Origin of the sequence: Lederbergia citrea, from assembly GCF_018343525.1 — a bacterium.
Lineage (GTDB): Bacteria > Bacillota > Bacilli > Bacillales > Bacillaceae_C > Lederbergia > Lederbergia citrea.
The window spans coordinates 58,283-70,307 of record NZ_JAGYPH010000001.1; the positions used below are offsets into that span (position 1 = coordinate 58,283).

The following is a 12,025-nucleotide window of genomic DNA, read 5'->3' on the forward strand; positions in this document are numbered from 1 at the left end:
GAAGAATCCCGAAGTTTGCTAGTCGCTGGGCGCTGGAGCTAGACAAATAAAGGTAAAGCGCTGACCTACTATCAGGTCAGCGCTTTAATATCGTTATGAAATTTTGACTCTTTTCTCGGTTGTTGTCCATCTCCCGCGTCGCGGGCTGCTGATTAGGTCATTGTATTCTAACACATTCAAATCCCTTTGAATGGTGCGAGGTGTGCTCCCGAATGCATCTGCCAGCTCCCGTGTCGTTACGGTGCCATTATCTTTAATGAATAGGTAGATGTCTTTAATTCGAGTGAGCATTCTATTCGTCGAAGGTTTCAAGAAACCACTCCCTCATCTTTAATCCCTTGGCAGATGGTGCGGACGGCTTAATGCCCCGGACAAAACGGCGGCTTTTCAGACGTTTTTTTCCGTACGGACAACTCCTTCTAAGGTTAATTGATTTATCAGACACTTCCATTTTAACTCATTTGTTAGATTATTTAAAGGGGAACTTGAAATAAGGTAAAAAATACTAAAAAGACAGCCAATGGGGAATAATGAACTGCACCCCAATTGTTAGACACATACTCTAACAATTGGGGTGTATTTTTATGGCTAAATTTACTGCGGAAGAAAAATTACAAGCTGTTGCTCGTTATTTAAATGGGAATGAGAGTTACAGAGAAGTCGGAAAATCTCTGGGGATAAATTTTAGACACATCTATAAATGGGCAAAGCAATTTGAACATAATGGGGTAGAAGCTTTTAATAAACAATGTACAAGTTATACACAACAGTTTAAACTGGATGTACTAAACTTTATGACTGAAAATGGCGCATCCTTAACCGAAACAGCAGCTATATTTAATATTCCTGCACCTTCTAGTATTCTTGTTTGGAAGAATCAACTCGAAAAACAAGGAATTGATGCCCTTCAGACAAAGAAAAAGGGGCGTCCATCCATGAATAAGGAGTCAAATAAACAACCAAAACAAGCATTAGCTGAAGGTTCAGTTGAAGCTTTAGAAGCGCGCATTAAACAGCTTGAAATGGAAAACGAGTATTTAAAAAAGTTGAATGCCTTAGTTCAAAACAAGGAAAAATCACCAAACAAGACAAAGCGCAAATAGTCTTTGAGTTAAGGCATAAATATTCGGTGAAAGCACTTGTAAAGCTCGCTGGCATTCCACGTAGTACGTATTATGACTTAGTGAAACGAATGAATCAGCCTGATCCAGATGCCGATTTAAAAGTAGAAATCAAAGCGATTTATGAAGAACACGAAGGTCGTTACGGTTACCGTCGTATTCGTGATGAGCTAGCGAATCGTGGAAAAAAAGTAAATCATAAGAAGGTTCAACGTATCATGAAAGAGTTAGGTTTGAAATGCCTTGTACGTATGAAAAAATATAAATCTTATAAAGGCACTGTCGGTAAAATTGCGCCTAATCATTTAGACCGCCAATTTACAGCGGACGCCCCTAACGAAAAATGGGTAACAGATATTACGGAATTTAAATTATTTGGAGAAAAGCTGTATTTATCGCCTGTATTAGATTTATTTAATCGCGAGATTATTACGTATACCATTGGCCCGCGACCAACGTATTCATTGGTTTCGGAAATGTTAGAGAAGGCATTAGAACGCCTACCTGAAGAGAACTCACTACTGATGCATTCAGATCAAGGCTGGCACTATCAAATGAAACAATATCGCCATGCGCTTCAAGCAAGAGGGATTAAACAAAGTATGTCTCGTAAAGGAAACTGTTACGACAACTCTGTGATGGAGAACTTCTTCGGAATACTAAAGTCAGAATTCATTTACTATGGTGAATTTAAGAGTGTAGAACATTTTCAACAAGAATTAGAAAAATATATAGAATACTATAATACGAAACGGATGAAGGCAAAATTAAAAATGAGTCCGGTACAATACCGAACTCATTTTGAGCAAGCTGCCTGATGAAATAACCGTGTCTAACTTTTCGGGGTCACTTCATAATTATCCCGTTGACTGTCTTTTTGAATTAATTAATAACTCATGAACTTTTTGAATAAATTGAACGGTCACTTGATTGAATGTTTCAGGTTGGTCAATATTACATACATGGCCCGAATCTTTGATAGTAATGAGTTTTAACTCGGGTTGTTTTTTTACGAGCTCCTTCACAGGCGCAAGAAATAAATAGTCTTCTTCACCCATAACAAATAAGGTAGGAATGTTGTTTACTTGCAGTTGTAAAGAAGTTAAATATGGATTGATCGCCTTCGTTAATGCAAACCATCTAATAAATTCTTTCTGACACATCTTTTTTGCTTGATTAATAAATGCTAAGCGAGATTCTTTATGATTTTCGTTGGGCATTAAAATCCACGCATATAATTTATATAAATACATATATGGAACGATATGTTTGACAATATTAGCGATTCCTACGAGCAGCTTCGTACGAATATCAAGCTTAATGACGGCACCACCCAGTATTTGTGAAGAAACACGTTCAGGATATTTTTGAACGAGTGTCTGAATCACTATGGTACCGAGAGAAATGCCGATAAAATGACTGTTTACGATGTTTAAATGGTCCATAACATGAATGACGTCATCTGCTACTTCGACAAACGAGTCATTCTTTTTCCATAGTCCTTTCATGGAGCGGCCATGTCCCCTGAGATCAATGCTTAAAATGTTAAAGCGCTTTCGATATTCTTTTAATTGTTTATACCATATACTGGAACTTCCGCCAGCTCCGTGAATAAGTGTCACCCAAGGATTAGCAGGATCCGATTTATAGAGACGATAATGCAGCACAGCCTGCGAACAGCTCCTTATAACAAAAATATATACTAATCTATTAAAGCATTTTTACAATGAAAAGTGAAGAAATTTGTCTATTTATGAAGAAACATGAACATGCATTTCAGATTCGCAGTGGATTTCAATGGTTAAAAGTGAATTCGTAACCTTTTTCCCTTTTTTTGAGGGCTATAAAAGAGGTACAATAGAAAACAGTTAGAATATTGGTCGAAGGAGTTATGATAATGACTACAATTGACTGGAAAGCAGAAGTAGATAAAAGAAAAGAAGATTTAATTAAAGATTTGCAAGGCCTGTTAAAAATTAAAAGCGTACTTGATGAACAAAATGTAACAAAAGATGCACCACTTGGCAGTAAAGTAAAAGAAGCATTAGATTATTTGCTAACACTCGGTGAAAAAGATGGATTTATTTCCAAAAATGTTGGAAATCTTGCTGGACACCTGGAAATGGGAGCCGGCGATGGCTTAATTGGCGTTTTGGGTCATGTAGATGTTGTCCCTGAAGGAGACGGATGGACCGTTGATCCTTATGGTGGTGAAGTGAGAAACGGAAGAATTTATGCACGTGGAGCCATCGACGATAAGGGACCGACAATGGCTGCTTATTATGCAATGAAAATTGTAAAAGAGCTTGGCCTGCCCCTTGAAAACCGTGTCAGATTGATTGTTGGGACTGACGAAGAAAGCGAAATGCGCTGTGTGACCCATTATTTTCAGCATGAGGAAATGCCTGATATGGGATTTGCCCCAGACGCTGACTTTCCAATAATCAATGCGGAAAAAGGGATCGCCGATTTTGATCTCGTGCAAACAGTTGATACAGCTGATGAAAAAAATTCTGCGAATATTACACTCTTATCATTTACGTCCGGATTGCGTTACAATATGGTTCCTGATTATGCGAAAGCTGTACTGGATGTAAAACAAGACCATACAGAATTAATGCAGCTATTTAATGATTTTCTAAGCAGTCAAGGATTGAATGGTCGATATTATATAGAAAGCGGTTATTTAATTTTGGATTTAGAAGGAGTATCGGCACATGGCTCGGAACCTGACAAAGGTAAAAATGCCGGCTTACTTCTTGCTAATTTTTTATCAACTGTCAATCTTGACCAGTATGGGAAAGATTATGTCTGTTCAGCAGTCAAATTCTTTTTTGGAGATTCGCATGGGCGTGCACTTGGTGTACAGTATAGTGATGACATTACTGGAGCGTTAACAATCAATGTTGGGAAAATGTCTTACAATGAACAAGACGGCGGCAGATTTGGCTTGAATTTGCGCTATCCCGTAACATTTAAACTGGAAGATGGAATGAAAGCAATCACAAATGTCGCGGGAAAATCAAGTTTTATGATTGCTAATTTGAATGATTCGAAACCCCATCACGTACCAGAGGATGATAAATTAATACAAATATTAAAAAGGGTATATGAAATGCAGACACATGAGAAAGCAGAACTGCTCGCAATTGGCGGCGGAACTTATGCAAGGACAATGACATCTGGAGTAGCCTTTGGCGCATTATTTCCAGGGAGACCGGATGTAGCTCACCAAAAAGATGAGTATATGGAATTGGAAGATTTGTTCAGTGCAACGGCGATTTATGCTCAAGCAATATATGAACTTGCTCGAACAAAATAAATGAAGGGAGTGGAAGCAATGGAAAAGGTAATTGTAAACGATCAAATCATGAATAGATCAGATGCTTCTGTTGATATCGAGGATCGCGGCTATCAATTTGGTGATGGTGTGTATGAAGTCATTCGCGTTTATGGCGGCCAACTTTTTACTGGGGACGAACATTTAAACAGGCTTTATAGCAGTGCGGAAAAAATTAACATAGCTGTTCCTTTTCAAAAAGGAAAACTGCAAAGCATGTTAAATAAGCTCATTAAAGAAAATGACATTATCGACGGATCCGTTTATATGCAGGTAACAAGGGGTGCTTCACCAAGAAATCATGTGTTTCCCGGGGAAGATGTTAAACCGGTTTTAACTGCTTATACGAAAGTAGTGGCAAGACCGGAAGCTTCTTTAGAGAGCGGTGTAGAAGCGATCGTTGCGGACGATATTCGCTGGCTGCGCTGTGATATTAAAAGTTTAAATTTGCTTCCGAACTTACTGGCAAAACAGGCAGCAAAGGAACAAGGCTGTTATGAAGCTATTTTACATCGAAGCGGCACGGTAACGGAAGGTTCTGCCTCCAATGCTTATATCGTTTCAAATGGTAAAGTAAAAACCCATCCCGCAACAAATCTAATTTTAAATGGAATTACCCGACAAGTGGTCATGGAGTTGTGCAACGACAATAACATCCCTTTTTCTGAAGAGGCATTTCAACTGGATGAATTACTTGAAGCAGAAGAAATTTTCGTCACAAGCACAACGTCTGAAGTGATGCCGATTATCCGGATTGATGGCAAAGTCGTTGGGGACGGAAAACCAGGCCCGTTAACAAGAAAACTCCAATCTTTGTTTTTTGAAAAAATAGGCGTGGCACATACGAAATAGGAAATATTAATAAAAAGTCTGCTTCATCCCGGATGAAGCAGACTTTTGTTTATTAAGCTAATTTGGTAAACTAAATATCATTAACCCCGAGGGGAGTATGAGCGATGTCAACTGGCCATTACTTTTTTGCGCTATCGCTTCCGGATGAAGTGAAGGAAAGCTTGCGTGAAATAAGCAATCAGCTTCAGAAGAAATACCCTTTTAAAAATTGGGTTCATCATGAAGATTATCATATCACGCTTGCTTTTCTAGGACGCGCAGCGGAAAAACAGCTTTTAGAAGCAATTCATCGGACGAAACAGGCTTTATGTGATTTTCCGGCTTTTCCGCTTTCGGTAGGTGGTATAGGCGTATTTGGCAGTAATAAAGCTCCAAGGATTTTATGGGCGGACACAGGACATTCTGATGCATTAAAAGAGCTTCAGCAACTTACATATGATTGCTGTACAGTTGCAGGGTTCCATCTTGAGAAGCGGCCTTTTAAGCCCCATATCACCCTTGCACGAAAATGGATGGGAGAACAATCGTTTATAAAAGATGAACTTAAGCAATATGCGGAAGAGTTTTTTCCTAATATTGAATGCCTTGCAATGGAAGCAGTCGTTTATCAAACACATCCAGAACGGATTCCTAAATATGAAAAAATAGAGTCGTTCAAGCTGCTGTCTTGACGTTAAAGGAAGGTCATCTTAATTGGCTCAATTGATAAAATTACAAGACTATATATCCCGTTATGAAACGGATTTGTCGCGCTATCCAACCCAGTTTGTCCGATTAAAAAAGCAGCAGTGGGAAAAAATGAAAAATGCTTGGGAAATGGGTGTAGTTCCGGAATCAAAAGACACTTTTGAAAAAGAGAGCATTGAACAAGGATTTCTAGATAAGGTAAGAGGTTGGTTCAATAAGAAAGATGTTGAGGATCTTCAAGAAATAGAAGAAGCAGAAATTCACAATCAAAATGATGAACAAATGGATTTTTCACTCTCCCTTCAAGCTGCTGATACGGAAATGGAATTGAAACAGCAGTTCCTTGATCAGTTATTGCGGTTTCAAATGAAATGGGCGAGCTCAACTATTGCGGAAAAGTCATTCGTTGATTCAATGTATTATTCGGATGAGAGACTGTATCACTTTATACAGCGATTTCCTGATACATTCCTGCTTTTCTATGAACCGATCTTTTTATTGAAAAAAGCACCGGTGGAATTGGAAGTTTTACTACTGACACCAACTGAAATCTGGTGTCTTGCTTTTTTGGAAAGCGAGGAAAATGCCGCATATATCGGTTCAACCGATCATTTTTGGTTGAAAAGGTCCAATGATCAAGACAGTAAAGTATTAAATCCGGCGTTGTCCGCAGGACGAATGGAAAAAATTGTGAACCAACTTTTTCGATTATATGAAGTCGAGCTTCCGATCCGAAAAGCGATTATTTCTAGAAATGGCTATATTGATTATCCCGAAGTTCCTGGTGAATTATTATTACTTGATAAGCGGACGTATCAGGAATGGTTCCATAAAGTGAGGGGCTCTAGTTCGCCATTAAAAATGATGCAATTACGAGCAGCTAAAGCGCTGTTAGACTATTGTCAGACGTCTTCCTATCGGCGTACTGAATGGAATCCGGAAAATGAATAAACCATTAGAGCGGCACAAGCTCGTCTTCATTGTGAATCCGGCAGCGAAAAATGGATACTGTCTGAAAATATGGAAGCGACTTGAAAAGAAGTTATCGGATGTTCAATATGAAGTTTATTTTACCGAAAAAGAAGCCGATGGGGTTGAACTTGCGACAAACACAGCAAATGATGCTGTCTCTTCCGTGCTCATCGTTGCAGTTGGGGGAGACGGAACCATTCATGAAGTCATCAATGGTGTGATTGATTTCCCTCACGTTACTATTGGATACATACCAGCTGGTTCCGGTAATGATTTCGCAAGAGGCTTTAGATTACCGGCAAATCCAGAAAAATGTATTGAATTTATCCTCAAGTGGATTGATTCTTCAGGAGTCGATTACGATGCCGGTTTTTACGAACTGGGCAATGGTCAATGCGGTTATTTTGTGAATAGTATTGGAGCAGGATTTGATGCTGTCATTACAAAGAAAGCAAATAGATCCGAGTTAAAAAAATGGCTGAATGTTTTTTCACTTGGAAAATTGATTTATGCTTTTTATTTAGTCACCGAAATTTTTCGATATCGCCCAAGTACACTTGAAATTTTTGTAGATGGGAAGACCAAGGTGTATAATAAAACTTGGTTTGTGACCATATCCAATCAGCCTTATTATGGAGGTGGAATGCAAATTGCTCCTCTGGCTGATCCGAAGGATGAAAAATTAAATGTAGTAGTCGTTCATGAATTATCGAGATTAAAACTTCTCTTCTTGTTTATTAGTGTTTTTTGGGGTGGACATCTAAAAAATAAAGAAGTAGATTCATATAAAGGGAAAGAAATCACAGTACGTTTCTATGATTCTAAACCGATTCATGCAGATGGCGAAAATATTGGTGAAACGCCGATCCACATTCGGGTTTGTCCAAAAAGTTGGAGACTTATCCAAAATCCGGACAAATTACCTCCTAAAAAGTAATAGATAGTGAAATGTTTTTAGGAAAATAGCAAAACATGCTTGACGAAAAAAGTCGATTAGCGCTAAAATTTAACATAGGGATGGCTATTGTGGTCGGATTGTTTCAATAGCTGTCTTTTTTCTTTTTAATAGGAACTATAAAGTCGCAAACTTGTGGATTACTTTGGACAGAGATTGTCTCCGTCCAGCTCCAGCGCTTATGTTCTTTCAGATAAAGATGATTCGGGGGACGATCTCCGTTGACATAATTGAAGGTGAATGACGGTGGAACATTTATTTGGGCAGGATTGGGAGATCATTTCTGCTGGTGGTGCAACAGGAGAAGCTTTTTTTGCAACGAACGAGAACCAAAGGTTGTTTCTTAAGCGTAATTCCTCCCCTTTTCTAGCAGTATTATCTGCAGAAGGAATAGTCCCCAAATTAATATGGACAAAAAGAATGGAAAATGGCGATGTGATCACTGCGCAACAGTGTTTAAACGGCAGAGAATTTGAGCCAAAGGAAATGGCTCAGGACCGTGCCGCTAAATTGTTAAAAAAAATTCACGAATCGCGTCCGCTTTTAACAATGCTAGAGCGTTTGGGGAAAACTCCGTATGGATCCTCTCAAATGTTATTAGAGGTGGAATCTACTTTAGATGAAGCTTTACTTACTTTGAAAGCTGTCAAAACATCGCTCTCTTTTTTAAAAAGAGAAGGTTCAAATATACAATGTAAAGAATGGGCAGTTTGTCATGGAGATGTAAACCATAATAATTGGCTACTTTCCGATACAGATGAACTGTATTTAATCGATTGGGATGGTGCGATGATTGCCGATCCTGCCCTTGATCTTGGACTACTGCTATATTGGTATATCCCTAGAGAGAATTGGTCTATGTGGCTGAAGCAATACGGTGCTAAATTAACGCCAGAACTTGAATTGCGAATGAAATGGTATACAATTGCCCACACGCTACTTTCAGTCCAATGGCATAAAAACAAGAACAGGATCAAAGAAATGGATCATTGGCTCAATTATTTAACAACTTTAAATTGAATAGTTATTAATTTGGCCAACCCACTGGGATAACTCTTCCTGGTGGGCGTTTATATGGTTGTCGAGATCTGCCGTATTTTTTCCAGTTTGGCAATAGGCGTAAATATTTTCAAGCAATGGCTGCATTTCAGGTGCAACCGATTGGTTCACAAGAAGTGATTTTACGAGCCGGCCTAATTGTTCACATTCGGAAACAGATCCACAGCAGTCTTCAAGATGATTAACTAAAATATCTTGCAATAAATGAACTTGGTCATGGTGGCTAAGTGGCATATGGAATCCTTCCTTTCAACTCTAAATTAGAATCCTTGCTAGTTTACGCAGTTCATTTAGCATTATTCATGTAAAAAAAGTAATGAGGTGTATCATACATGCGTTTAAGACATAAGCCTTGGGCAAAAGAAAAAATTGAAGAACATCCACAATATGTCATTCCAAATCCGGAATATTATCATGGACGTTGGAATGAATTATTTGAAAATAATAACCCGGTTCACATTGAAGTAGGAACGGGGAAAGGTCGGTTTGTGACTGAAATGGCCCGGGCTAATCCGGATGTGAATTATATCGGAATTGAACTTCAGGAAAGCGTCATTGTTTCGGCATTGGATCGATTAATTGAAGCGGAACTGTCGAATGTAAAGTTACTCCATACGAATGGAGAAGATTTACGCACGTTTTTTGCAAAAGGGGATGTGGACCGAGTTTACTTGAACTTTTCCGATCCTTGGCCAAAAAAACGACATGAAAAGCGGCGTCTAACATTCGAATCATTTTTGAAATTGTACGAAGACGTGCTCGTGGATGAAGGTGAAATCCATTTTAAAACAGATAACCGAGGATTGTTTGAATATTCCCTTGGAAGTTTTTCACGTTACGGAATGTTATTGCAATATGTTAGTCTTGATTTGCACAACAGCGAATTTGCTGGCAATATCATGACAGAGTATGAGGAGAAATTCTCCGCTAAGGGTCAGCCGATTTATCGCTGTGAAGTAAAATATCAAAGTATGGTAACCGCTGATGTGTAATCAGCGGTTTTTTGGTGTTAAGGAAATTATCAAATAATACTGTGTGGATAGGTTCCAAGAAAGTGAGTCATCGTCCAACTCCAGCGCCTAGCCCCTCGAGGTCAAATAACCTGAGCCAATTAAAGTCAAGACCTGACTTTTCTTGTCTCAGAACATTTGCTTGTCGGTGCTAATCAAGGCGCTTGCGCTTTTGTACGTGTGTAGAAATGGCAACAATGTTACAATATTCTAAAAAGCAGGGAGGTTGAGAAATTGGAGACATTTAAACTTGGGGAAATTACTTTAACATGGCTAAACGGCGGAGATACGTTCATGGATGGGGGGGCGATGTTTGGAGTCGTACCAAGGCCATTATGGACGAGGAAATATCCAGTCAACGATAAAAACCAAATAGAACTTCGCACAGATCCGATTTTTTTACAACTGAATGGCAAAAACATTTTAATAGAATCCGGCCTGGGGAAGGGGAAACTGACGGAGAAGCAAATCCGGAATTATGGGGTAACGGAAGAATCTAAGATTGAAGAATCATTGGCTGAGCTGGAATTGAAACCTGAAGACATTGATATTATTTGTATGACGCACCTTCATTTTGATCACGCGGGTGGTTTGACAAAGCGTGATGGGGAAGGATATGCTTCTGTTTTCCCAAATGCAGTTATTTATGCTTCGGAAATCGAATGGAATGAAATGCGAAATCCAAATATTCGTTCACGGAATACATATTGGAAAGAAAATTGGGAGCCGATCGCAGATCAGGTGCGGACATTTACAGGTGAACAAGAATTTGAGAACTCAATCAAAATGATTCATACAGGCGGGCATAGCGATGGCCACTGCATCATCACAATTGAGAGTGGCGGTGAGCGGCTTGTACATATGGGGGATTTAATGCCTACACATGCCCATCAAAACATATTATGGGTGTTAGCTTATGATGATTATCCAATGGATTCAATCCGTGCAAAACAGGAATGGATACCCGCTGCAATAGAAGCTGGAAATTGGTTTACCTTTTACCATGATGGTCATTACCGTGCGTTAAAGTGGGATCGGGACGGAAATATTGTTGATTCGGTTAAGCGAGTGAGACCGGAAGATAAAATGTCGTGATGGCTAATAAAGATGCCGTAACGGCCCATAAACTCTGTCCAACGGGCGATAAAGACGTCGGAATTCAAAAAAACAGGCATTTTCTGCCTGTTTTTTGATATATTTTATTTCTTACAATGGATACACATCAAGCACACTGCCTGTATAGGCATCCGCAATGAATTCGAATTGCTGGCTTTCTCCGTTTTGATTCCTTGTAATGCCACCGCGGTATACTTTCGTCTTAATCGCGTATTTCTGATAATCTTCAGGTCTCATTTGCATCCAAGAGCCATCAATACTACCTTCTTTTTTAAAAGCTCGTTTTACATCGGCAAGTACTTTTTCCCCTGTCAAAGGCATTTTTTGATTCAGTTTTGTGCTAAGGCAATAACCACTAATTAAACCTGCAGTCGCTCCGGCAATAAATGTTTTCCAGTTCAAATCTTGCACCTCCGAGGTTGTTAAGTAGTTTCAGTATACAAGAACTGAAACTTTTCTTCGACTTTAATCTGACTTTTACATATAAATTTGAATCTAATAGGTTTTTTGCCATTTCAATCTATTATCTTTCAACATATTCATGGTAATAAAACAGTTTTTAGGAGGTGTTGGTATGGATAGAAGAATGCCAAGAAAGCGACAAAAACCCCTATCTTTCTGCGTTTTTCCGGAGTATAGATGGTGCGGTCCCGGATGTAGCGGACCAGGTGCACCTATTAATGATGTGGATGCCTGCTGCTATAGACATGACCGCTGCTACAGCAGTGGAAGGCAACATTGCCAATGTGATCATGAACTTATCAATTGTCTACAATCCAAGATGAACCCTCATACCGTTAAAGGTCGGCAGGCAGCTCTCATGTATCGTGTGATGAAATTTAAAACAACATTTTGTTACTAATCAATTTTAATAAAATCGCATTTGTGGCAAGCCGGTTGAAAGTTCTGTAAA

The 12,025-nt window shown here is 39.0% G+C and carries 14 protein-coding genes; 10 read left to right on the top strand and 4 right to left on the bottom strand.

From position 1 onward, the window contains the following. Positions 1–93 precede the first annotated feature (93 nt). A complete protein-coding gene (locus KHA88_RS00340; protein ID WP_213097725.1) occupies positions 94–312 on the bottom strand; it encodes a DeoR family transcriptional regulator in 219 nt (72 codons plus the stop codon). A 272-nt stretch (positions 313–584) separates the two neighbouring features. On the opposite strand from KHA88_RS00340, the gene KHA88_RS00345 reads away from it, so the two are divergent. Next, a protein-coding gene (locus KHA88_RS00345) for an IS3 family transposase (protein WP_213121260.1) occupies positions 585–1,939 on the top strand; the annotation gives its coding sequence in 2 pieces (ribosomal slippage) (positions 585–1,038 and positions 1,038–1,939; 1,356 coding nt in all). A 39-nt stretch (positions 1,940–1,978) separates the two neighbouring features. On the opposite strand, the gene KHA88_RS00350 is transcribed toward KHA88_RS00345, so the two are convergent. Beyond that, positions 1,979–2,788 carry an alpha/beta fold hydrolase gene (locus KHA88_RS00350; RefSeq protein ID WP_213121261.1) on the bottom strand — a complete coding sequence of 270 codons (810 nt, stop codon included), beginning with the start codon at positions 2,786–2,788 and terminating at the stop codon, positions 1,979–1,981. A 230-nt stretch (positions 2,789–3,018) separates the two neighbouring features. Here KHA88_RS00350 and pepV point away from each other — a divergent pair, with 230 nt between their 5' ends. The 6 genes from pepV (at position 3,019) to KHA88_RS00380 (ending at position 8,947) form a co-directional block, all read left to right on the top strand. Next, positions 3,019–4,443, top strand: coding sequence for a dipeptidase PepV (pepV, locus tag KHA88_RS00355; protein ID WP_213121262.1), 1,425 nt, complete (start codon positions 3,019–3,021; stop codon positions 4,441–4,443). A gap of 18 nt (positions 4,444–4,461) precedes the next feature. Next, the gene (gene dat, locus KHA88_RS00360) at positions 4,462–5,313 is read left to right on the top strand and encodes a D-amino-acid transaminase (protein WP_213097722.1); all 852 of its coding nucleotides are present in this window, start codon (positions 4,462–4,464) and stop codon (positions 5,311–5,313) included. Positions 5,314–5,417: 104 nt separating this feature from the next. After that, positions 5,418–5,984 carry an RNA 2',3'-cyclic phosphodiesterase gene (thpR, locus tag KHA88_RS00365; protein ID WP_213121263.1) on the top strand — a complete coding sequence of 189 codons (567 nt, stop codon included), beginning with the start codon at positions 5,418–5,420 and terminating at the stop codon, positions 5,982–5,984. A 22-nt stretch (positions 5,985–6,006) separates the two neighbouring features. Then, complete coding sequence (locus KHA88_RS00370) at positions 6,007–6,951, top strand: NERD domain-containing protein (RefSeq protein WP_213097720.1); 945 nt, start codon at positions 6,007–6,009, stop codon at positions 6,949–6,951. Then, positions 6,944–7,909 (top strand): diacylglycerol/lipid kinase family protein, encoded by a 966-nt coding sequence (locus tag KHA88_RS00375; RefSeq protein ID WP_213106686.1) that lies wholly within the window; start codon positions 6,944–6,946, stop codon positions 7,907–7,909. The genes KHA88_RS00370 and KHA88_RS00375 overlap by 8 nt, the downstream gene beginning before the upstream one ends. A 264-nt stretch (positions 7,910–8,173) precedes the next feature. Next, positions 8,174–8,947, top strand: coding sequence for a phosphotransferase family protein (locus tag KHA88_RS00380; RefSeq protein ID WP_213121264.1), 774 nt, complete (start codon positions 8,174–8,176; stop codon positions 8,945–8,947). Here the strand turns inward: KHA88_RS00380 and KHA88_RS00385 are convergent. Then, positions 8,939–9,220, bottom strand: coding sequence for a YtzH-like family protein (locus KHA88_RS00385; RefSeq protein WP_213097717.1), 282 nt, complete (start codon positions 9,218–9,220; stop codon positions 8,939–8,941). The genes KHA88_RS00380 and KHA88_RS00385 overlap by 9 nt on opposite strands. Before the next feature lie 98 nt (positions 9,221–9,318). Between KHA88_RS00385 and trmB the strand changes: the two genes are divergently transcribed. Both trmB and KHA88_RS00395 read left to right on the top strand, forming a co-directional pair. Then, positions 9,319–9,978, top strand: coding sequence for a tRNA (guanosine(46)-N7)-methyltransferase TrmB (gene trmB / locus KHA88_RS00390; protein ID WP_213097716.1), 660 nt, complete (start codon positions 9,319–9,321; stop codon positions 9,976–9,978). Positions 9,979–10,230: 252 nt separating this feature from the next. Continuing rightward, positions 10,231–11,091, top strand: coding sequence for a YtnP family quorum-quenching lactonase (locus KHA88_RS00395; protein ID WP_213121265.1), 861 nt, complete (start codon positions 10,231–10,233; stop codon positions 11,089–11,091). A gap of 111 nt (positions 11,092–11,202) precedes the next feature. On the opposite strand, the gene KHA88_RS00400 is transcribed toward KHA88_RS00395, so the two are convergent. Further along, complete coding sequence (locus tag KHA88_RS00400; RefSeq protein ID WP_213097714.1) at positions 11,203–11,514, bottom strand: PepSY domain-containing protein; 312 nt, start codon at positions 11,512–11,514, stop codon at positions 11,203–11,205. A 184-nt stretch (positions 11,515–11,698) separates the two neighbouring features. On the opposite strand from KHA88_RS00400, the gene KHA88_RS00405 reads away from it, so the two are divergent. Continuing rightward, positions 11,699–11,974, top strand: coding sequence for a phospholipase A2 family protein (locus KHA88_RS00405; protein ID WP_249305913.1), 276 nt, complete (start codon positions 11,699–11,701; stop codon positions 11,972–11,974). Positions 11,975–12,025: the final 51 nt, after the last annotated feature.